The sequence below is a fragment of the Streptomyces sp. JLYT201 genome, from assembly GCF_059448825.1.
Map to the genome: position 1 here is coordinate 9,939,835 of NZ_CM182551.1, position 24,634 is coordinate 9,964,468.

The 24,634-nt window shown below is 74.4% G+C and carries 2 protein-coding genes; both read left to right on the top strand.

Going from position 1 to position 24,634, the window contains the following annotated elements; all coding sequences use genetic code 11:
* The first annotated feature begins 121 nt into the window (after nt 1-121).
* Entirely contained in the window at nt 122-11,203 is an 11,082-nt protein-coding gene (locus tag AC5WAM_RS41855; protein WP_495520966.1) for an amino acid adenylation domain-containing protein, read from the top strand.
* Entirely contained in the window at nt 11,200-24,630 is a 13,431-nt protein-coding gene (locus AC5WAM_RS41860; RefSeq protein WP_495520967.1) for a non-ribosomal peptide synthetase, read from the top strand. Before AC5WAM_RS41855 ends, AC5WAM_RS41860 begins: the two co-directional genes overlap by 4 nt.
* Nucleotides 24,631-24,634 lie beyond the last annotated feature (4 nt).

Consider the following 24,634-nt stretch of genomic DNA (forward strand, 5'->3'; position numbering starts at 1 on the left):
TCAATGATTGGTTGAGTATTCATGCGCCCGCTCTATCGGGCGTACGCATAACCGCGTCTGCACAGCAATGGGGTCCGTGTCGGGACGAGCGGGCCGCAAAGGAATTACGGGGGAGCTAGTCATGCTTGGCCTGGACCGTTCGCCGCTTTCACGCGCGCAGCGCGGCGTGTGGCTCGCGCAGCAGCTGGATTCGGTGAGCAGCGCGTACAACGTCGCCCAATACACCGATATCCGCGGGCCGTTGACGCCCGAGCTGCTCCTCAGGGCCGCACGGCAGGCGATCGCGGAGACCGAGGCGCTCGGCGTGCGGTTCGAGGAGAGCGGCGCCACCGCTGTGCAGGTCCGGCGCGAGCGCCCCGACGACTGGGAGCTGCCCTACGTCGACCTCAGCGGCGAACTGCTGCCGCGCGAGGCCGCCGAGCGGTGGATGCGGGAGTCCGTGGAGCGTCCGGTCGACCTGGTGGCGGGCCCACTGTTCACGGTCGCCGTGCTCCGGCTCTCCCCGGAGTGGCACCTGCTCTACCTCCAGGGAAACCACCTCGTCACCGACGGCTACTCCGGCGCCCTCATCAGCGGCCGCGTGGCCGACATCTACACGGCGCTCGCCCGCGCCGAGGAGCCTCAGGGCCGCACCTTCGGCACGCTGCCCGAGCTCCTCGCGCAGGACGCGGACTACCGCGCCTCAGCGGCGTACGACGAGGATCGCGCCTACTGGGCGGAGCGGCTGCGCGACCTGCCGACGCCCCTCGCGCTCTCGGGCCGTCCCGTCGCCCCCGCGGGCAGCGCGACGCGCCGCGTCGGACGCATCGGCACCGCGGACGCGGACACCGTGCGCCAGGCCGCCCGTACGGCCCGCAGCGCCCTGCCCGCCCTGGTCATCGCCGCCACCGCCGGATATCTGCACCGGATGACGGGGGAGCGGGACGTGGTGCTCGGCCTGCCCGTGACCGCGCGCACCAACGCGGCCCTGCGCGCCACGCCCGGCATGGTCTCCAACGTCGTACCGCTGCGCCTGGAGGTCGACCCCGGCGCCTCCTGGACCGATCTCGTGCGGCAGGCGTCCGTCGAGGCCAAGCGCGCACTGCGCCACCAGCGCTACCTCTCCGAGGAGATCCGCGCCGACCTGGGCACCACCGACGCCCTGTTCACGACGCAGGTCAACATCCTGCCGTTCGGCGGCGGACTGCGCTTCGGCGACGCCGTCGGCGCCCAGACCTACCTCGCCGGGCCCGCCGAGGACCTCTCGGTCGTCGTGCAGGACCACGGCGGCGACGGCATCATCCTCGAAGTCGAGGCCAACGCCGCCTCGTACACGCCCGACGAGGCCACCGGACACCAGCAGCGCCTGCTCTCCTTCCTGTGCGCGGCCGCCGCCGACCCCGGCGCCACGGTCGGCCGCACCGAACTGCTCACGCCGGCCGAGCGCCGCCACGTCCTGACCGGCGGCATCAGCACCCCGCACCGTGAGGACCCCACGGCCACCACCCTCACCGAGCGCTTCGGCGCACAGGTCCTGCGCACCCCGGACGCGACCGCCGTGACCTGCGGCGACGAGCGCCTGACCTACCGCGAGCTCGACGAGCGCGCCAACCAGCTGGCGCACCGGCTCGGCGCACTCGGCGTACGCGCCGAGACGCCCGTCGTCGTGCTCCAGGAGCGCACCGCCGACCTCGTCGTCTCCCTGCTCGCCGTCGTCAAGGCGGGCGGCTGCTACGTGCCCGTCGACCTCCGCCACCCCGACCAGCGCCTGCGCGCCATGGCGCGGGACACCGGCGCGTCCCTGGTGCTCTGCGACCGCACCACCGCCGAGCGGGCCCGCGCGCTCGGCGTGCCCGCCCTCGCCGTCGACGACCCCGCCGTCCGGGCCGGACAGCCCGTCGACGAGCCCGACGTCGTCTGCCGCCCCGCACAGCTGGCGTACGTGATGTACACCTCGGGCTCGACCGGCGCCGCGAAGGGCGTCGCCATCACGCACGAGGACATCCTCGGACTCGCCCTCGACAGCGTCTGGCGCGGCGGCGCGCAGCAGCGGGTGCTCCTCCACTCGCCCGCTGCCTTCGACGCCGCGACGTACGAGGTGTGGGTGCCGCTCCTCGGCGGCGGCGAGGTCGTCGTCGCACCCCCCGGCGAACTGGACATCCCCACCCTGGGCGCCACCCTCGTCCGGCACCGCGTCACCTCGCTGTGGCTGACGGCCGGACTGTTCCGGCTCATCGCCGAGGAGGACCCCGGCTGCCTCAAGGGGCTCACCGAGCTGTGGGCGGGCGGCGACGTCGTGCCCGCGGCGACCGTGCGCCGGATCCGCGAGGCCTGCCCGGACCTCACCGTCGTCGACGGCTACGGACCGGCCGAGGCCACCACCTTCATCACCCACCACCGGCTGCCCCCGCAGGCCGAGGTGCCCGACCCCCTGCCCATCGGCCGCCCCTTCCAGGGCATGCGCGCCTACGTCCTCGACGAGGGCCTCAGGCCCGTGCCGCCGGGCAGCGTCGGCGAACTGTACGCCGGGGGCATCGGCCTCGCGCGCGGCTACGTCCGGCAGGCGGGCAGGACCGCCGAACGCTTCGTCGCCGACCCCTTCGCCGTCGCGGGGACGCGCATGTACCGCACCGGTGACCTGGTGCGCTGGAACACCGACGGCGACCTGGAGTTCGTCGGCCGCGCCGACGACCAGGTGAAGATCCGGGGCTTCCGCATCGAACCGGGCGAGATCGAGTCCGCTCTCGCCGCGCACCCGCGCGTCGCCCACGCCGCCGTGGACATCCGCACCGGCCCGCGCGGTGACAAGCGCATCGTCGCCTACGTCGTCGCCGAGGAGGCCGCGTCGCGCGACGCGGAGAGGGCCGGGGCGGCCGCCGCCCTCGACCTCGATGACCTGCGCGCCTACGCCGCCCGCGACCTGCCCTCGTACATGGTTCCCGCCGCCTTCGTCGCCCTGGACACGCTGCCGCTCACCCACAACGGCAAGGTCGACCGCAGGGCGCTGCCCGAGCCCGTCTTCGCCGCGGCCGAGACCGGGCGGGCCCCGGCGACCCCGGCCGAGACGGCGCTGTGCGCCCTGTACGCGCAGGTGCTCGGCGTCGAGTCCGTCAGCGTCGACGAGGGCTTCTTCGAAGCCGGCGGCGACAGCATCATGGCGATCCAGCTCGCCAGCCGGGCGCGCGCCGCGGGCCTGGTGTTCACGCCGCGCGACGTCTTCACGCACCGCACCGTCGCCGCCCTCGCCCGCGTCTGCGGCACCGAGGAGCCGGCCGCGGCCGAGCGCGACCCGGACGCGGGCACCGGCCCCGTGCCCGCCACGCCCATCGTCGAGTGGCTGCGCGAACGCGGCGGCCCCATCGACGCGTTCCACCAGTCGGCGGTCCTCAGCGTCCCGGCGGACCTCGACGAACAGGCCCTGGTCCGCGCCGTGCAGCACCTGCTCGACCGGCACGACGCGCTGCGCCTGAGGCTCACCGACGAGGACGGCGCCTGGCAGCTGGCGGTGGCCCCGCGCGACACGGTGTCCGCCAAGGAGTGCGTCACGCGCGTCGACGCCGCGCACCTGGACGGCGACGCCCTGCGCGCGTTCGCCGACGACCAGCGCGAGCGGGCCGCGCGCCGCCTCGCGCCCCGGGACGGCGCCCTGGTCGAAGCGGTGTGGTGCGACCGCGGCCCCGACGCTTCGGGCCGCCTCGTGCTCGTCCTGCACCACCTGTGCGTCGACGGCGTCTCCTGGCGCATCCTGGTGCCCGAACTCGTCGCCGCCTACGAGGCCGAGGCGCGGGGCACCGCCCCGGACCCGGCCCCGCCGACCACCCCGCTCAAGGAGTGGGCCGAGCAGGCCGTACGCCTCGCCCACGCACCGGAGCACACCGCCGAACTCGCCCTGTGGCAGGACGTCCTCGGCGAGGACGAGCAGCCGCTCGGCCGCCGTCCACTGGACCGGGCCCGCGACACCGTGGCCACCGAGGCCCGGCTGACCCGCACCCTGCCCGCCGACCTGACGGTCCCGCTGCTCACCTCCGTGCCCGCCGCCTTCCACGCGGGCACCACCGACGTGCTCCTGGCGGGCCTCGCGCTCGCCGTCACCGACTGGCGGGGCGCCACCGGCCGCGCGACGGGGCCGGTCCGCGTCGACGTCGAGGGGCACGGCCGTGAGACGGAGTCCCTGAGGTCCCTCGGGGACGCCGGAGGCACGGGCGGCCTCGGGGCCGACTTGACCGGCACCGTCGGCTGGTTCACCTCTCTGTACCCGGTCCGCCTCGACACGCCCGGCGACCTCGCGAGCGCGTGGACCGGAGGCGCGGCCACCGGCGCTCTCATCAAGTCCGTCAAGGAGCACCTGCGCGCCCTGCCCCACCACGGCCTGGGGTACGGCCTGCTGCGCTACCTCAACGCGGACACTGCCGCCGTGCTCGGCGCGCGGCCGCACCCACAGATCGGCTTCAACTACCTCGGCCGCATGTCCGGCCTCGTCACCGACGGCGCGGGCGTGGCGGGCGATGCGGGTGAAGCGGGCGACCTCGCCTGGGCCGTCGACGCCGACGGACTCCACGGCGGCGCCGACCCGCGGATGCCGCTGGCCCACGCCCTGGAAGTCGAAGTCATCGCCCGGGAGACCGGCGACGGCGACGAGCTGAGCGTGGTCTGGCGCTGGCCCGGCGACCTCTTCGACGCGCACGAGGTCGCCGCGCTCGCGGACACCTGGCAGCGCGCCCTGGAGACCCTCGTACGGCACGCGCGGACCCCGGGCGCGGGCGGACACACACCGTCGGACCTGGACCTCGTCGCCCTGACGCAGCCCGACATCGACGCCCTGGAGGCGGAGTTCACCCCCGCCTACGGCGGTGTCGAGGACGTCCTGCCCGTCACGCCCTTCCAGGAAGGGCTCCTGTTCCACGCGCTGTACGACACCTCTGGTGCCGACGTGTACACCGCGCAGTTCGCCTTCGAGCTCACCGGCCCCCTGGACGCGGCCGCGGCCGGGGCGCTGCGCGCCGCCGCGCAGGAGCTGGTGCGCCGCCACCCGGTGCTGCGCAGCGCGTTCCGGCAGCGCGGCGACGACGGCACCTGGACGCAGGTCGTGGCCCGCGACGTGCCCCTGGACTGGCGGGAGACGGACCTCAGCGACCTGGATCCGACGGAGCTGCGCGGCCGGCTCGACGAGATCCTCGCCGCGGACCGGGCCGAGCGCTTCGACGTCTCGACGCCCCGCCTCGTCCGCTTCGGCCTGCTGCGGCTCGCCGCCGACCGGCACGTGCTCGTCCTCATGAACCACCACGTCGTCCTCGACGGCTGGTCCACCGCGCTCCTGATGGGCGAGCTGTTCACGCTGTACACCCAGGGCGCCCGCACGCTGCCCGCGGTGCGGCCCTTCCGCGACCACCTCGGCTGGCTCGCCCGCCAGGACCACGACGAGACGCTGCGCGCCTGGACGGACGCGCTCGCCGGAGTCGACGAACCCACCCTCATCGCCGCCCCCGCGGGCGCCGACCTGCCCCAGCGGCCCGAGCGGGTGTCCTTCGACTTCACCGCCGACCTCACCCAGCGCCTCCTCGCCGCCGCGCGCGGCCGGGGCCTGACCCTGAACACGCTGGTGCAGGGCGCCTGGGGCATCCTGCTCGGCGCGCTCACCGGACGCGACGACGTGCTCTTCGGCGCCACCGTCTCCGGCCGCCCCGCCGACCTGCCGGGCGCCGAGGACGTCGTCGGCCTGCTCATCAACACCGTGCCGGTCCGGGTGCGCCCCACGCCGGGCGCGACCGCCGCCCAGCTGCTCGGCGCGGTGCAGGCCGAGCAGTCGGCGCTCACCCCGCACCACCACGTCGCCCTCACCGACCTGCACACCGTGACCGGCCTCGGCGCCCTCTTCGACACCTGCCTGGTCTTCGAGAACTACCCGGTGGACATGGCGGCACTGCGGCTGCCCGGCGGCGGACTCGCCGTCACCGACGTCACCGTCCACGACGGCGCGCACTACCCGCTGCGCCTGGTCGTGCTGCCCGGCCACCACGACGGCGGGCACCTGCGCATCGCCCTCGACCACCGCCCCGACGTCCTCCGCCGCGAGGAGGCCGAACGCATCGGCCTGCGCCTGCACCGGCTCCTCGAAGCCCTGGCCGACGACCTGGACACCCCGCTCGCCCGCCTCGACCTGCTCACCCCCGAGGAGCGCGACCAGGTCCTCACCCGGTGGAACGCGACCGCGCACCCGGTGCCCGACACCACCCTGCCCGCGCTCGTCGAGGAGCAGGCCGCCCGCACCCCCGACGCGCCCGCCCTCCACCACGGCGACACCACCTGGACGTACGCCGAACTCAACGCGCGCGCCAACCAGTTGGCCCACCACCTGCGCGAGCGCGGAGCCCGCCCGGAGACGAAGGTCGGCGTCGCCCTGGAGCGCTCGCCCGAGCTCGTCCTCGCGCTGCTCGCCATCGTCAAGACCGGCGCGGCCTACGTGCCGCTCGACCCCGACCACCCCGCGTCGCGCACCGCGCAGATCCTCACCGACGCCGCGCCCGACCTCGTCCTGACGAGCACCGCGCTCGCCCCCGGCCTGCCCTGCCACGTCCCGGCCCTCGCCCTGGACAGCGACGACGTCATGGCGCGCGTGCGGTCCCGCCCCGCCACCGATCCGGACACGGAGCGGCCGACCGGCCGCACCCCCGCGTACGTCATCTACACCTCCGGTTCCACCGGCCGCCCCAAGGGCGTGGTCGTGGAGCACGCGGCGATCGTCAACCGCCTCCTGTGGATGCAGCACCAGTACGGTCTCGACGCCACCGACCGGGTGCTCCAGAAGACCCCGTCGGGCTTCGACGTCTCGGTGTGGGAGTTCTTCTGGCCGCTGATCAGCGGCGCCTCGATCGTCGTCGCGCCGCCCGGAGCGCACCGCGAACCCGCGCTCCTGGCCCGGCTCATCCAGGACGCCGGCGTCACCACCACGCACTTCGTGCCGTCGATGCTGCGGGCCTTCACCGACGAGCCCGCCGCCCGGGGCCGCACGAGCCTGCGCCGCGTCTTCAGCAGCGGCGAGGCCCTGCCCGCCGACCTCGTCGAGGACTTCCGGGAGATCTCCGACGCCCCGCTGCACAACCTGTACGGGCCGACCGAGGCCGCCGTCGACGTCACCCACTGGACCTGCCCCCAGCAGGACGTACCGCGCACCGTGCCGATCGGCCGCCCCGTCTGGAACACCCAGATCCGCATCCTGGACGCGGCCCTGCGCCCGGTGCCCCCGGGCGTCACCGGCGAGCTCTACCTCGCGGGCACCCAGCTCGCCCGCGGCTACCTGGACCGGCGCGCCCTGACCGCCGAACGCTTCGTGGCCGACCCCTACGGCCCGCCCGGCACCCGCATGTACCGCACCGGCGACCTCGGGTCGTGGGACGCCGAAGGCCGCGTGCGCTACGCCGGGCGCTCCGACCACCAGGTCAAGATCCGCGGCCAGCGCGTCGAACTCGGCGAGATCGAGGCCGCCCTGAGCGCACACCCCGCGGTCGGACAGGCGGCCGCGGCCGTCGTCGACGGCAGGCTCGTGGCGTACGTCCTGCCCGCCGAAGCGGTCCCGTCCCCGTCCCCGTCCTTGGACGGTGATGCGCTGCGCGCCCACCTCAGCGCCGAGCTTCCCGCCCACATGGTGCCCTCGGCGTTCCTCACCCTCGACAGCTGGCCGCTGACACCCAGCGGCAAGCTCGACCGCAAGGCCCTGCCGCGCCCCGGCTTCGAGGCCGCCGAGACCAGCCGCGCACCCCGCACGGAGCGGGAGGCCGCGCTGTGCGCGCTCTTCGCCGACGTGCTCGGCGTGGAGCGGGTCGGCATCGACGACAGCTTCCTCGACCTCGGCGGGCACTCCCTGCTCGCCACCCGGCTCACCAGCCGCATCCGCGCCGAACTCGGCACCGAGGTGCAGATCAAGGACCTGTTCGAGCAGCCCACCGTGGCCGGGCTCGCGGCCCGCCTCGCCGCCACGGCGGGCGACGCGAGGCCGCCGCTCACCGCCACCGACCGGCCCGCCGCCGTACCCCTGTCGTACGCCCAGCGGCGCCTGTGGTTCCTCAACCGCCTCGAAGGCGGCTCCGCCGCCTACCACATGCCGCTCGCCGTGCGCGTGCGCGGCGCCCTGGACCGCGCGGCGCTCACCGCGGCCCTCACCGACGTCGTGGCGCGGCACGAGAGCCTGCGCACCGTATTCCCGGAGACCGACGGCGAACCCCACCAGCTCGTGCGCCCCGCCGGGCCCGTCGAGCCGGAGGTCCGCGACTGCCCGCGCGCCCGCCTGGACGACGAGCTGGCCGCCGCCATCACCCGCGCGTTCGACCTCACGGACGAACTCCCGCTGCGCGCCCATCTGTTCGGCGTCGACACCGACGAGCACGTCCTGCTGCTCGTCGTGCACCACATCGCCGCCGACGGCTGGTCCATGCGCCCGCTCGCCCGCGACGTCTCCCTCGCGTACGCCGCCCGCGCCGAGGGCCGGGCGCCCGGGTGGGAACCGCTGCCCGTGCAGTACGCCGACTACGCCCTGTGGCAGCGCGCGCTGCTCGGTGACGCGGCGGACCCGCACAGCCCGGCCGCGCGGCAGACCGCGTTCTGGCGCACCGAGCTGGCCGGGGCGCCCGACGAGCTCCAGCTCCCCTACGACCGGCCGCGCCCGCGCACCCCGAGCCACCGGGGCGCCACCGTGCCCGTGCGGCTCGGACCCGACACCCACGCCGCCCTGGCCCGCCTCGCCCGCGACGGCGGCGCCAGCCCCTTCATGGCCGTACAGGCCGGGCTCGCCGCGCTCCTGTCGCGGTGGGGCGCGGGCACCGACATCGTCCTCGGCACCTCCGTGGCCGGGCGCACCGATGTCGCGCTCGACGACCTCGTCGGCTTCTTCGTGAACACCCTCGTGCTGCGCACCGACGTGTCGGGTGACCCGACCTTCCGTGAGCTCCTCGCCCGCGTGAAGAAGGCGGACCTCGCGGCGTTCGCGCACCAGGACGTGCCCTTCGAGCACCTGGTGGAGCAGCTCAACCCGGCCCGGTCCATGGCCCGCCACCCGCTGTTCCAGACGATGCTCACGTTCCAGAACACCACGGCGGCCGAGGTCGGCCTCGCCGGGCTCGACGCGACGGTCGAGCGGGCCGGCGCCGCCTCCGCCAAGTTCGACCTCGCCTTCAGCCTCACCGAGCGGTACGCCGACGACGGCACCGCCCTCGGCATCGAGGGCGAAGTGGAGTACGCCACGGACCTGTTCGACGCCGCCACCGTCGAAGGCCTCGCCGCGTCGTTCGCCCGCCTCCTGGACGCGGCCGCGACCGCACCGGACCAGCCCGTCGGCGCCGCCCCGGTGCTCGCCCCCGAGCAGCACACCCTGATCGTCGAGGGCTGGAACGCCACGGCGCGCCCCACCCCGCCCACCACCCTGCACGCCCTCGTGGAGGCGCAGGCGGCCCGAACCCCCGACGCCGAAGCGGTCCTCGCCGCGGACACCACCCTGACCTACCGGGAGCTCGACGAGCGGGCCAACCGGCTCGCCCGCCACCTCGTCGAACGGGGCGCGGGACCCGAGGACTTCGTCGCCCTCGCCCTGCCCCGCACCGCCGAGACCCTCGTCGCCGTCCTCGCCGTGCTCAAGGCGGGCGCCGCCTACGTCCCGGTCGACCCGGCCTACCCCGCCGACCGGATCGCCCACATCCTGGGCGACGCCCGTCCCGCGCTCCTCGTCACCACGGCGGCCACCGCGCCCGCCACGGCCGAGGTGCCCCGCCTGGTCCTCGACGACCCCGCGACAGCCGCCGCCGTCGCCGCGCACCCCGCGACTCCGCTCACCGACGCCGACCGCCGCGCCCCGCTGCTCCCCGGCCACCCCGCCTACGCCATCTACACCTCCGGCTCGACCGGCAGGCCCAAGGGCGTCGTGGTGCCGCACGCGAACGCGGTGAACCTCGCGCTGTGGGCCGTCGAGGAGTTCGGCCCCGAGCGCCTGGCGAAGACGCTGTGCGCCACCTCCCTCAACTTCGACGTCTCCGTCTTCGAGCTGTTCGGGCCGCTGGCCTGCGGCGGCCGCGTCGAGATCGTCCGGGACCTGCTGGCGCTCGGCGAACTCCCGCACTGGGAGGGCACGCTGCTCAGCGGTGTGCCCTCGGCCTTCGCGGGAGTGCTGAGCGATGCCGCGGGCAAGGTCACCGCCGACACCGTCGTCCTCGCGGGCGAGGCCCTCTCCGCGCAGGCCGTGGCTGACCTCCGCGCCGCCGTCCCCTGCGGCCGGATCGCCAACATCTACGGGCCGACCGAGGCCACCGTCTACGCCACCGCCTGGCACGCCGACACCGAGAGCGCCCAGGCCCCGCTGATCGGCCGCCCGGTGCGCAACACCCAGGTGTACGTCCTCGACGCGCACCTGCGGCCGGTGCCACCGGGCGTCGCGGGCGAGCTGTACCTCGCGGGCGCCGGACTCGCCCGCGGCTATCTGCGGCGCCCCGCGCTCACCGCGGAACGCTTCGTGGCCAGCCCGTTCACGCCCGGCGCCCGCCTGTACCGCACCGGCGACCTGGTGCGCTGGACCGCTGACGGCCAGCTCGCTTACCTCGGCCGCTCCGACCAGCAGGTGAAGATCCGCGGCTTCCGCATCGAACTCGGCGAGGTCGAGTCCGTCCTGGCCGCGCACCCCGCCGTGGCCCACTGCGTCGCCACCGCCGCCGAGGGCCCCGCCGGGGACCTGCGCCTGGTCGCGTACGTCGTCCCCGAGGGCACCCCGGACGCCGGACTCCCCGGCGTGCTGCGCGAGCACGCCGCCCGCGCCCTGCCCGGCTACATGGTGCCCGCGCACCTGATCACCCTGGACGCGCTGCCGCTCACCCCGAGCGGCAAGCTCGACCGGTCCGCGCTGCCCGCGCCCGACGTCCGCGCGGACGAGCACACCGCCTACCGGGCCCCGCGCGACCACCGCGAGGAGACCCTCGCGGCCATCGTCGCCGAGGTCCTCGGCCTGGAGCGGGTCGGCGTCGACGACGACTTCTTCGTCCTCGGCGGCCACTCCCTGCTCGCCACCCGCGTGATCAGCCGCATCCGCGCCGCCCTCGGCGTGGACCTGCCGCTCGGCGCCCTGTTCGAGAACCCCACGGTGGCCCGCCTCGCGCAGGCCGCCGCCACCGCAGCAAGCACCACCACGGAGCAGGGCCGCCCGAGCCGCCCCGTCCTGCGCCGCATGCGCCGTCCCGAGGAGGACGAATGATCCCGCTGTCGTACGCCCAGCGCCGCCTGTGGTTCCTCAACCGCCTCCAGGACGGCACGGCGCTCTACAACATGCCGCTGGCGCTGCGCCTGACGGGCAGCCTCGACCGCGAGGCGCTGCGCGCCGCCCTCACCGACGTCGTCGAACGCCACGAGAGCCTGCGCACCGTCTTCCCCGAGCGCGACGGCGAACCGCGCCAGCGCATCCTGCGCATGGACAAGGTGCGCCTCGACGTCGTCGAACGCTCCTGCTCCGAGGACGAGCTGCGAGAAGCCCTCACCGCCGCGGCGGGCCACCGCTTCGACCTGGCCGCCGACCTGCCGCTGCGCGTGGAGCTGTTCTCGGTCACACCCGACAGCCATGTCCTGCTGATGGTGCTGCACCACGTGGCCGGTGACGGCTGGTCGATGGCGCCGCTGGCCCGGGACGTGTCGGTGGCGTACGCGGCCCGCGCCGAGGGCCGGGCCCCCGGGTGGGAGCCCCTGCCCGTGCAGTACGCCGACTACGCGCTGTGGCAGCAGGAGCTGCTCGGCGACGACAGCGACCCGGACAGCCTGATGGCCCGCCAGATCGCCTACTGGCGCGGCGCCCTCGCTGAGCTGCCGGACGAGGCGGGCCTGCCGGGCGACCGGACGCGCCCCGCCGTGAGCAGCGAGCGCTCAGGCAGCGTGCCCTTCGCCGTGGACGCCGACGTGCACGCGCGCCTCGCGGGGCTCGCCCAGGAGTGCGGGGCGAGCGTCTTCATGGCCGTGCAGGCCGCCCTGGCCGCGCTCCTCGCCCGGCTCGGCGCGGGCGAGGACGTGCCGATCGGCTCACCCATGGCGGGCCGTACGGAGGAGGCCCTGGAGGACGCCGTCGGCTTCTTCGTGAACACGCTGGTGCTGCGCACCGACGTGTCCGGCGACCCGACCTTCCGCGAACTCCTCGGTCGCGTCCGCGCCGCGGACCTGGCCGCCTTCGCGCACCAGGACGTGCCGTTCGAGCGCCTGGTCGAGGCCCTGAACCCGGCGCGGTCGCGCGGCCGCCACCCGCTCTTCCAGGTCATGCTGGCCTTCCAGAACACCGCCCTGCCCGTCGTGGACCTGCCGGGCCTGCGCGTCGCCCCCGAGCAACTGCCGCGCGGAGGCGCCAAGTTCGACCTGCACGTCGAGGTGGGGGAGAGCTTCACCGCGGGCGCGCCCGGCGGCATCACGGGCTGCGTCGACTACTCCGCCGACCTGTACGACCGCGAGACGGTCCAGGCCTTCGCGGACCGGCTCGCCGCCTTCCTGGCCGCGGTGTGCGCCGCGCCGGACCTGCCGCTCGCCCGGCACGACATCGCCACCCCGGCGGACCGCCGTGCCCTCGCCGACGTGAACGACACCGCGCGCGAGGTCCCCGCCACCACCCTGCCGGCCGTCATCGAGGAGCAGGCCGCCCGCACCCCCGACGCCCCCGCCCTGGTCTTCGGCGACGAGACCCTCACCTACCGGGAGCTCTCCGCCCGGTCCCACCAGCTGGCCCGCCACCTCGTCGCCCTGGGCGCCGGACCCGAGACGACCGTCGCGCTCGCCGTGCCCCGCTCCGTCGAGCTGATGGTGGCCCTCCTCGCCGTCCTCAAGTCCGGCGCGGCCTACGTGCCCGTCGACCCCGACTACCCGGCCGACCGCATCGCGTACATGCTGGCCGACGCGGCCCCCGTCGCCGTCCTCACCACCGTCGACCTGGCCGCCCAGCTCCCGCGCACGCCCGCACCCCTGGCCCTCGACGACCCCGCCCTGCGCTCCCGCCTTCAGCAGTACGCCACCCACGACCTGACCGACGCCGAGCGCACCGCCCCCCTGCGGCCCCGCAACGCCGCGTACATGATCTACACCTCGGGCTCCACGGGCCGCCCCAAGGGCGTCGCCGTCCCGCACGACGCGATCGTCAACCGGCTCCTGTGGATGCGCGCCGCGTACGACGTGAACGCCGCCGACCGCGTCCTGCAGAAGACGCCGTCGAGCTTCGACGTGTCCGTGTGGGAGTTCTTCCTGCCGCTGCTCTGCGGCGCGACCCTCGTCATGGCCGAGCCCGGCGCCCACCGCGACCCCGCGCGGCTCGCCGCGACCGTCCGGCGCCACGGCGTCACCATGACCCACTTCGTGCCGTCCATGCTGCACGCCTTCGTCGACGAACCGGCCGCCGCCGACTGCACGAGCCTGCGCCACGTGGTGTGCAGCGGCGAGGCCCTGCCCGCCGACCTCGCCGCCCGCTTCCACGACGTCCTCGGCCCCGCCGGTACCCGCCTGCACAACCTCTACGGCCCGACCGAGGCCGCCGTCGACGTCACCTACCACCGCGCGACGCCCGAGGAGACCGGCGGCACCGTGCCCATCGGCCGCCCCGTGTGGAACACCCAGGTGTACGTCCTCGACCGCACCCTGCGCCCCGTGCCGCCCGGCGTCACCGGGGAGCTGTACCTCGCGGGCGACCAGCTCGCCCGCGGCTACGCGGGCCGCCCCGGCCTGACCGCCGAGCGCTTCGTGGCGAGCCCGTTCGCGGACGGCGCGCGCATGTACCGCACCGGCGACCTCGTCCGCTGGAACCGCCACGGCCACCTCGTCTTCGTCGGCCGCGCCGACCACCAGGTCAAACTGCGCGGCCTGCGCGTCGAACTCGACGAGATAGCGGCCGTGCTCGCCACCGCCCCCGGCGTGTCCTGGGCGACCGTCGTCGTCCACGAGCGCGCCGCGGGCGACGAGCTCCTCGTCGCGTACGTCCACGGGGACGCCCCCGGTGACGAAGCGGCGCTGCGCGCCCACGCGGCCGCCGCGCTCCCCGACTACATGGTCCCGTCGGCCGTCATCCCCGTCGACGCCGTGCCCCTGACGCCCAGCGGCAAGCTGGACCGCAAGGCCCTGCCCGCCCCCGAGTTCACCGCGGCGAGCACGGGCCGCGCCCCCGCGGACGCCACCGAGGAAGCCCTCTGCGGCATCTTCGCCGAGGTCCTCGGCCTGGAGCGGGTCGGCGTCGACGACGACTTCTTCGCGCTCGGCGGCCACTCCCTGCTCGCCACCCGCGTGATCAGCCGCATCCGCGCCGCCCTCGACGTGGAACTGCCGCTGCGCGCCGTCTTCGACACCCCGACGGTCGCGGGCCTCGCCGCCCGCGCCCGCCAGGGCGCCACCGGCACCCGGCCCGCCGTACGCGCCGTGACCCCGCGCCCCGAGCACCTCCCGCTCTCCGTCGGCCAGCGCCGCCTGTGGTTCCTCGACCGCCTGGAGCCCGGCGGCGACGCCTACAACATGCCCCTCGCGCTGCGCCTGACGGGCCGCCTCGACCGCGAGGCCCTGCGCGCCGCGCTCGCCGACGTCGTCGAACGCCACGAGAGCCTGCGCACCGTCTTCGCCGAGAGCGACGGCGCACCGCACCAGGTGGTCCTGCCCCCGGACCGCGCGACCGTGCCCTTCGACGTACGCGAGTGCGCCGAGGCCGACCTGGCGGCGGAGCTCGCCGAGGCCGCCCGCCGCCGCTTCGACCTCGCCACCGACCTCCCCGTGTACGCGCGCCTGTGCGCGACCGGCCCGGACAGCCACGTCCTGATCCTCGTACTGCACCACGTGGCCGGTGACGGCTGGTCGCTGGCGCCGCTGGCCCGGGACGTGTCGGTGGCGTACGCGGCCCGTGCCGAGGGCCGGGTTCCGGCGTGGCAGCCGCTGCCCGTGCAGTACGCCGACTACGCCCTGTGGCAGCGCGAGCTGCTCGGCGACGAGAGCGACCCCGACAGCCTCCTCGCCCGCCAAGTCGCCTACTGGCGCGACGCGTTGGCGGACCTCCCGGAGGAGCTCCCGCTTCCCGTCGACCGGCCCCGCCCCGCCCGTCCCAGCCACCGCGCCGGCACCGTGCCCTTCGCGGTGGACGCCGAGGCCCACGCACAGCTCGTGGACCTCGCCCGCGCGAGCGGGGCGAGCGTCTTCATGGTGGTGCGCGCGGCCCTCGCGGGGCTGCTCTCGCGCCTGGGCGCGGGGGACGACGTGCCGATCGGTTCGCCGGTGGCGGGCCGCACGGACGAGGCTCTTGAGGACGCGGTCGGTTTCTTCGTGAACACGCTGGTACTGCGCACCGACGTGTCCGGGGACCCGACCTTCCGCGAACTCCTCGGCCGTGTGCGGGAAGTGGACCTGGCGGCGTTCGCGCACCAGGACGTGCCGTTCGAGCGTCTGGTGGAGGTCCTGAACCCGGCACGTTCCCTCGGCCGCCACCCGCTCTTCCAGGTCATGCTGGCCTTCCAGAACACCGAGCTGCCCGTCGTGGACCTCCCCGGCCTGCGCGTCGAGGAAGGGCCGGGCGCACCGGTCGCCGCGAAGTTCGACCTCATGGTCAACCTGCGGGAACGACACGACGAGGACGGCGCCGCCGCGGGCCTCGAAGGCACCCTCGACTTCGCCACGGACCTCTTCGACCGGGCGACGGCCCAGGGCATCGCCGACCGGCTCACCACGTTCCTGACGGCCGCGGTGAAGGACGCGGACCGCCGCCTCGGCACCTTCGAACTCCTCACGGACAGCGAGCACGAGGCCGCGCTCGCAGGCGGACAGGGCAACGAGGTGGCGACCCCCGAGGGGGCGACGCTGCTGTCGCTGCTGCGGGAGCAGGCCGCCGCGCACCCTGACGGGGTGGCCGTCATGGATGGCGAATCCACGCTCTCGTACAAGGAGTTGCTGGGTGCCGCCGGTCACCTGGCTGCGCGTCTGGTGGCGACGGGTGCTGGCCCCGGTTCGGTTGTGGGTGTGGTGGTGCCGCGCTCGGTGGACTGGGTGGTGGCGCAGGTGGGTGTGGCGTTGTCGGGTGCGGCGTGGCTGCCGCTGGACGCGGGCCTGCCGCCGGAGCGGATCGCCGGAGTCCTGGAGGAGGCGCGGCCGGTCGCGGTTGTCATGGTGGAGGAGTCGGCGGGTCTCGTGCCGCCTGAGCTCACCCACGTCGTCCTGAACGGCGAGCAGGCAGCGAGTGCCGAGGTCCCCGCCGTGTCGGGCGGGGACGGCGCGTATGTGATCTATACGTCGGGTTCGACGGGTCGTCCGAAGGGTGTGGTGGTGTCGCAGGGTGCTGCGGTGAACCACATGCTGTGGATGCGGGCGGAGTTCGGCATCGGGGTCGGTGATCGTGTGCTGGCGCGGACGTCTCCGGGGTTTGATGCGGCGGTGTGGGAGTCGTGGTTGCCGTTGGTGTCGGGGGCTGCGGTGGTGGTGGCTTCTGATGAGGTGGCCAAGGAGCCGGAGCGCTTGGTGGCGTTCATGCGGGAGCATGAGGTGACGGTGGCGCAGTTCGTGCCCACCTTGCTCGCGGCGGTGCTTGAGGTGCCGCAGGCGAGTGAAGTCGCTTCATTGCGGCGGGTGTTCGCTGGTGGTGAGCCGCTGCGTGCGTCGCTTGCTGCCTCCGCGGTGGATGTGTGGGGTGTGGCGCCGGTCAATCTGTACGGTCCGACGGAGACGACGATCCAGGTCACCTTCGGCACGGGTGCGGGTGTGGAGGGTGGCTCGGTCCCGATCGGGCGTCCGGTGTGGAACACGCGCCTGTATGTTCTGGACGCCCATCTGCGTCTGGTTCCGCAGGGTGTCGTGGGTGAGCTCTATGTGTCCGGCGCGGCGTTGGCGCGCGGCTACCTGAAGCGTCCGGGCCTGACGGCGGAGCGCTTTGTGGCTGACCCCTTTACGCCTGGCGCGCGTATGTACCGCACGGGTGATTTGGTGCGTTGGGACGCGGAAGGTCAGCTGGTCTTCGTGGGCCGGGCCGACGACCAGGTCAAGCTGCGTGGCTTCCGCATCGAACCCGGCGAGATCGAAGCCGCCATCGAGGCCCTGGACGGTGTGTCCCGCGCCGTCGTGGCGCCGCACTCGACGCCCGCGGGGGAGCAGCACCTCGTCGCGTACGTCGTCGGCGCGGCGGACGCCACAGCCGGGCTGCGCACGGCCCTGGCCCGGACGCTGCCGGAGTACATGCTGCCGTCGCTCGTCGTGGCCCTCGACGCCTTCCCCCTGCTGCCCAGCGGCAAGGTGAACCGCAAGGCCCTGCCCGCGCCCGAGTTCGCCCCGGCCCAGGCGGGCCGCGCGCCCGCGACACCGCGCGAGGAGCTGCTGCGCGCCTTGTTCGCGGCCGTGCTCGGCCTGGACGAGCAGCGTGTCGGCGTGGACGACAACTTCTTCGCCCTCGGCGGTCACTCGCTGCTCGCGACCCGGCTCGCCAGCCGTGTCCGTACCGCCGTCGGCGTCGAGATGCCGCTGCGGACGCTCTTCGAGGCGCCGACCGTGGCCGAGCTCGCCACCTCCCTGGAGCAGGCCGCCCTGGACCAGGCCGCCTCGGAGGACCGTCCCGCCCTGCTCCCGGCCACCCGGCCCGAGCGCCTCCCGCTCTCGTACGCCCAGCGCCGCCTGTGGTTCCTGAACCGCCTGGAGCCGGACAGCGGCGCGTACAACATGCCGCTGGCGCTGCGGCTCACGGGTCGTCTCGACCGCGAGGCGCTGCGTGCCGCGCTCGCCGACGTCATGGAGCGGCACGAGAGCCTGCGCACCGTCTTCCCCGAGCGGGACGGCGAACCGGAGCAAGTGGTGCGCTCCACCACGGCCGCGACGGTGCCGCTCACCCTCACAGACATCGCCGAGGACGCCCTCGCGGACGCCCTGGGCACCGCCGTCCAGGAAGGCTTCGACCTCGCGGCGGAGCTGCCGCTGCGGGCCGTGCTGTTCTCGGTCGCGGCGGACAGCCACGTCCTGCTCCTGGTGCTGCACCACGTGGCCGGTGACGGCTGGTCGCTGGCGCCGCTGGCCAGGGACGTGTCGACGGCGTACGCGACCCGTGCCGAGGGCCGGGTTCCGGCGTGGCAGCCGCTGCCCGTGCAGTACGCCGACTACGCCCTGTGGCAGCGCGAGCTGCTCGGCGACGAGAGCGACCCCGACAGCGTCCTCGCGCGGCAGATCGGGTACTGGGAGACCGCGCTGGCGGGGCTCCCGGAGGAAGTGACCCTGCCCGGCGACCGCGTACGCCCGAACGCGGGCGGCGACCGGGGCGGCAGCGTGGCCTTCGCCGTCGACGCCGAGGTGCACGCGCGCCTCGCGCGGCTCGCCCAGGACACCGGTACCAGCGTCTTCATGGTCCTCCAGGCGGCGCTCGCCGCCCTCCTCGCCCGCCTGGGCGCGGGGGACGACGTGCCGATCGGTTCGCCGGTGGCGGGCCGCACGGACGAAGCCCTGGAGGACGCGGTCGGCTTCTTCGTGAACACGCTGGTGCTGCGCACGGATGTTTCCGGGGACCCGACCTTCCGCGAACTGCTCGGCCGTGTGCGGGAAGTGGACCTGGCGGCGTTCGCACAGCAGGACGTGCCGTTCGAGCGTCTGGTGGAGGTCCTGAACCCGGTGCGCTCGCTGGGCCGCCACCCGCTCTTCCAGGTCATGCTGGCCTTCCAGAACACCGACCTGCCCGCGATGGACCTCCCCGGCCTGCGCGTCACCGCCGAGCAACTGCCGCGCGGCGGAGCCAAGTTCGACCTCTCCGTGGACGTGGGGGAGACCTTCACCGACGGCGCGCCCGGCGGCATCACGGGCTCGGTCGACTACTCCGCCGACCTGTACGACCACGGCACGGCCCAGGCGTTCGCGGACCGGCTCGCCGCGTTCCTGAAGGCCGTGTGCACGGCGCCCGACCGGCGCATCGCCCACCACGACCTCACCACACCCGCGGAACGCGACCTGCTCCTCAACCAGTGGAACGACACCCGCCAGGACATCCCGGACGGGCTCATCCACGAACTCCTCCAGGACCAGGTGCGCCGCTCCCCGGACTCCGTGGCCGTGGCCTACGAAGGCACGGAGCTGTCGTACGCGACCCTGAACGCCGAAGTGAACCGCCTCGCCCGGCTCCTCGTGGCGCGCGGCGCGGGCCCGGAGCGGTTCGTCGCCATGGCGATGCCGCGCAGCGAGCGGATGCTCGTGACGCTGCTCGCCGTCCTGAAGTCCGGCGCCGCCTATCTGCCGGTCGACCCCGAGTACCCGGCCGACCGCATCGCCTACATGCTCGACGACGCCGACCCGGCGCTCGTCGTCACCGTGTCCGAGGTGGCCGGGCGGCTGCCGCTCGACGGGCGCACCGCGGTCGTCCTCGACGCGCCCGCACTGCGCACGGAGCTCGCCGGGTACGCCACCACCGACCTGGACGACGCCGACCGGGCCGCGCCGCTGCGCGCGCACCACCCCGCGTACCTGATCTACACCTCGGGCTCCACGGGGCGGCCCAAGGGCGTCGTCGTGCCGCACGCGGGCCTGCCCAGCCTCGGCTGGTCCAAGGTCGAGTGGTACGCGACCAAGCCGGAGAGCCGCGTCCTGCAGTTCTCCTCGCTCAGCTTCGACAGCCACGTCTCCGAGGTGTGGTCCGCGCTGCTCAGCGGCGCCCGCGTGGTCATCGCCCCGCTGGAGCGCATGATGCCGGGCGACCCGCTCGTCGCCCTCGTCGCCGAGCAGGGCATCACCCACATCGACCTGCCGCCCGCGGGGCTCGCCGTCATGCCCGAAGGGTCGCTGCCCGAGGGCGGCACCCTGATCGTCGGCGGCGAGGCCAGCTCGCCCGCCCTGGTGCGGCGCTGGTACCGCGACCGCCGCATGATCAACTCGTACGGCCCGACCGAGGCGACGGTCTGCGCGTCGATGAGCGACCCGATCGCCGACCCCACCATCCCGCCCATCGGCCGCCCCATCTGGAACAAGCGCGTCTACGTCCTCGACCAGGGCCTGCGCCTGCTCCCGCCGGGCGTCGTCGGCGAACTGTACGTCTCCGGCACCGGCCTCGCGCGCGGCTACCTGAAGCGCCCGGGCCTGACGGCGGAGCGCTTCGTGGCCGACCCGTTCGCCACGGGCGAGCGCATGTACCGCACCGGCGACCTGGTGCGCTGGGGCGCCGACGGCCAGCTCGTGTTCCTCGGCCGCGCCGACGACCAGGTCAAGCTGCGCGGCTTCCGCATCGAACTCGGCGAGATCGAGGCCGCGATCGAGGCGCAGCCCGGCATCGGCAAGGCCGTCGTACGCCTGCACCAGGACGAGGCGGGGGACAAGCGCCTCGTGGCCTACGCCGTCGGTACTCCCGACCGCGTCGCCGCCCTGCGCGAACGCCTCGCCGCGAGCCTGCCCGACTACATGGTGCCGTCCGCGTTCACGGCCCTCGACGCGCTGCCCCTGATGCCCAACGGCAAGGTCAACCGCAAGGCGCTGCCCGAGCCGGAGTTCGCGCCCACCGAAGCCGGGCGCGCGCCGCGCTCGCCCCGCGAGGAGATCCTGTGCGGCCTGTTCGCCGAGGTCCTCGGCGTGCCGGGGGTCGGCATCGACGACAGCTTCTTCGCGCTCGGCGGCCACTCGCTGCTCGCCACCCGCCTCGCGAGCCGGATCCGTACCGTCCTCGGTACGGAGGTGCCGCTGCGGACGCTCTTCGAGGCGCCCACCGTCGCCGCGCTCGCCACGGCCCTGGACGAGCGGCACGAGTCCGGGCGCCCCGCCCTGCTCCCCGCCGCCCGACCCGAACGCCTCCCGCTCTCCTTCGCCCAGCAGCGCCTGTGGTTCCTGGAGGCCTTCACCGGTCCCACACCCACCTACAACGTGCCGATGGCACTGCGTCTGACCGGCACCCTCGACCTCGACGCGCTCCGTGAGGCGCTCGCCGACGTCGTGGCCCGGCACGAGAGCCTGCGGACCGTCTTCCCCGAGTCAGGGGGCGAGCCGCACCAGGTCGTCCGGGCGGCGGACGCGACGACGCCCGACGTGCGCCTCGCAGACGTACGCGACGATGAGGAGGCCTTGTACGCCGCCCTGGCGCGGGAGGCCGCGACCACCTTCGACATCACCGAGCGGCCGCCGCTGCGCGCCACCGTCTTCCGGCTCGCGGTCGACGAGCACGTCCTGCTGCTCGTCCTGCACCACATCGTCACCGACGGCTGGTCCACGGCCCCCCTCGTCCGCGACCTCACCACCGCCTACGCGTCCCGCCGCGCGGGCCTGCCCCCCGAGTGGCCCGAACTGCCCGTGCAGTACGCCGACTACACCCTCTGGCAGCGCGACCTGCTCGGCGACGAGAACGACGCCGAAAGCCTGGCCTCACGCCAACTCGCCTACTGGACGGCGATGTTGGACGGCCTCCCGGAGGAGCTCTCCCTGCCCGCCGACCGGCCGCGGCCCGCCCGGTCCACGGGCCGCGGCGGCAGCGTGCCGCTGCGCGTCGAGGCCGAGGTGCGCGAGCGCGTGACCGACCTGGCCCGGCAGACGCACACCAGCGTCTTCATGGTGCTCCAGGCCGCACTGGCCGGATGGCTGAGCGCCCTCGGCTGCGGCGACGACATCCCGGTCGGCACGCCCGTCGCCGGGCGCACCGACGAAGCCACCCACGACCTGGTGGGCTTCTTCGTGAACACCCTGGTCCTGCGCACCGACGTCTCGGGCGACCCCACGTTCCACACCTTGCTGGAGCGGGTCCGTGACCGCGACCTGAGCGCGTACGCCCACCAGGACCTGCCCTTCGAGCGCCTCGTGGAGGCCCTCAACCCGGCCCGGTCCATGGCCCGCCACCCGCTCTTCCAGGTCATGCTCACCCTCCAGAACACGGAGGTGCCGCACACCGAACTCGACGGCCTCACCGCCCGCCCCGAACCCGTCGCCGCCACGGCCGCCAAGTTCGACCTCTCCCTCACGCTGGGGCAGGACCTGGACGGCGAGCTGGAGTACTCCGCGGACCTCTTCGACGCCGCCACGGCGCGCTTCCTCGCCGACTCCTTCGGGCGCTTCCTGGCCGGTGCGGTGTCGGAGCCCGAGGCCCGCGTGAGCGACGTGGAACTGCTCGCGGACGACGAACGCGACCGGCTGGCCGCGTGGGGCACGGGGAACACGACCGAGACCCCGGAGGGGGCGACGCTGCTGTCGCTGCTGCGGGAGCAGACCGCCTCGCATCCTGATGCGGTGGCCGTCACGGATGGTGAAACAGCACTGTCGTACGCCGAGTTGTGGTCCGGAGCCAGCGACTTGGCCGCACGGCTCATGGCGAGTGGGGCCGGTGCCGGTTCGGTTGTGGGTGTGGTGGTGCCGCGCTCGGTGGACTGGGTGGTGGCGCAGGTGGGTGTGGCGTTGTCGGGTGCGGCGTGGCTGCCGCTGGACGCGGGCCTGCCGCCGGAGCGGATCGCCGGAGTCCTGGAGGAGGCGCGGCCGGTCGCGGTTGTCGTGGCGGAGGAGACGGCGGGTCTCGTGCCTGCCGACCTCCCGCGAGTCGCCGTCGGCGGGGGGCGTGCGATGGCCGCCGAACTGCCCGCGGTGTCGGGTGGGGACGGCGCGTATGTGATCTATACGTCGGGTTCGACGGGTCGTCCGAAGGGTGTGGTGGTGTCGCAGGGTGCTGCGGTGAACCACATGCTGTGGATGCGGGCCGAGTTCGGTGTCGGGGCTGGTGATCGTGTGCTGGCGCGGACGTCTCCGGGGTTTGATGCGGCGGTGTGGGAGTCGTGGTTGCCGTTGGTGTCGGGGGCTGCGGTGGTGGTGGCTTCTGATGAGGTGGCCAAGGAGCCGGAGCGCTTGGTGGCGTTCATGCGGGAGCATGAGGTGACGGTGGCGCAGTTCGTGCCCACCTTGCTCGCGGCGGTGCTTGAGGTGCCGCAGGCGAGTGAAGTCGCTTCATTGCGGCGGGTGTTCGCTGGTGGTGAGCCGCTGCGTGCGTCGCTTGCTGCCTCCGCGGTGGATGTGTGGGGTGTGGCGCCGGTCAATCTGTACGGTCCGACGGAGACGACGATCCAGGTCACCTTCGGCACGGGTGCGGGTGTGGAGGGTGGCTCGGTCCCGATCGGCCGTCCGGTGTGGAACACGCGCCTGTATGTTCTGGACGCCCATCTGCGTCTGGTTCCGCAGGGTGTCGTGGGTGAGCTCTATGTGTCCGGCGCGGCGTTGGCGCGCGGCTACCTGAAGCGTCCGGGCCTGACGGCGGAGCGCTTTGTGGCTGACCCCTTTACGCCTGGCGCGCGTATGTACCGCACGGGTGATTTGGTGCGTTGGGACGCGGAAGGTCAGCTGGTCTTCGTGGGCCGGGCCGATGATCAGGTCAAGCTGCGTGGCTTCCGCATCGAACCCGGCGAGATCGAAGCCGTACTCCTGCGCCACGAGCACGTGGGGCAAGCGGCCGTCGTCGTCCGTGAGGACCGGCCGGGGGACAGGCGCCTGGTGGCGTACGTCGTACCGGAGGCGGGGGACACGACGGACCCGGCCCGGCTGCGCGCGTACGCCATGGGCCTGCTGCCCGACTACATGGTGCCCTCCGCCTTCGTGCACCTCGACGCACTGCCGACGACACCCAACGGGAAGCTGGACAAGCGGGCCCTGCCCGCCCCGGCGCTGCCCGTCGGGGGAGCGGGACGTGCCCCGGGCAGCCCGCAGGAACTGGTGCTGTGCTCGCTGTTCGCCGACGCCCTCGGCGTACCGGAAGTCGGACCCGACGACGACTTCTTCGCGCTCGGCGGGCACTCGCTGCTCGCCGTACGCCTGATGGGCGCGGTGCGCAGGACGTTCGGCAGCGAGATCGGACTGCGGGCGCTGTTCGAGACCCCGACCGCCGCCGGGATCGGCGCGCGGCTCGGCGAAGGAACCGCCGACAACGGCCTCGACGTGCTCCTGCCCCTGCGCACCACCGGCAGCGCGGCACCCTTGTTCTGCGTGCACCCCGTCCTCGGACTGAGCTGGAACTACGCGGCTCTGCTCGGGCACCTGGACGCGGAGCGCCCGGTGTACGGCCTTCAGGCGCGCGGCATCACGGAGCCGGGCGCCAGGCCCGCCTCCATCGAGGAGATGGCCGAGGACTACGTCGCCCGGGTCCGGGCCGTGCAGCCCACGGGCCCGTACCACCTGCTCGGCTGGTCGCTCGGCGGCACCGTCGCGCACGCCATGGCCCGGCTCCTGGAGAAGGACGGCGAGCAGGTCGCGTTCCTCGCGCTGCTCGACTCCTATCCGGCCGACGACGCGGTCAAGGACCCGGCCGTCCTCGACGCGGAGGCCGAGGAGGAAGTGCTCGCCGCGCTGCTGCCGGGAGCGGGGAGCGCGGTGCGCGACCTGGTCGAGCGCGGCGCGGACCGCCGTGACGTGTTCGCGCTGCTGGGCGCTGAGCAGGCCGGGCGTCTCCAGCTGGACGAGGCCACCGTGGCAGCCGTGCTCGACACCGCCGTGCACAGCAGCCGCCTGATCCGCGACCACACGCCCGGCGCCGTCGACTGCGACGTCCTGTTCGTGACCGCGACGCGCGGGCGCCCGGCCGACGCGGTCACCGCACGGGAGGCCTGGCAGCCGCATGTGGTGGGCGCGATCACCGACCACCCCGTCGACTGCCGCCACGCCGACCTGTTCGGAGCCGAGGGGGCCGCCGCGATCGGTGCGGTCCTCGCCGAGGCCCTCGACGGCGACGCGTGAGCAC

Excerpts from the sequence above, each read along its gene's own strand:
- AC5WAM_RS41855 (WP_495520966.1), top strand. The coding sequence starts at position 122 with ATGCTTGGCCTGGACCGTTCGCCGCTTTCACGCGCGCAGCGCGGCGTG.
- AC5WAM_RS41860 (WP_495520967.1), top strand. The coding sequence starts at position 11,200 with ATGATCCCGCTGTCGTACGCCCAGCGCCGCCTGTGGTTCCTCAACCGC.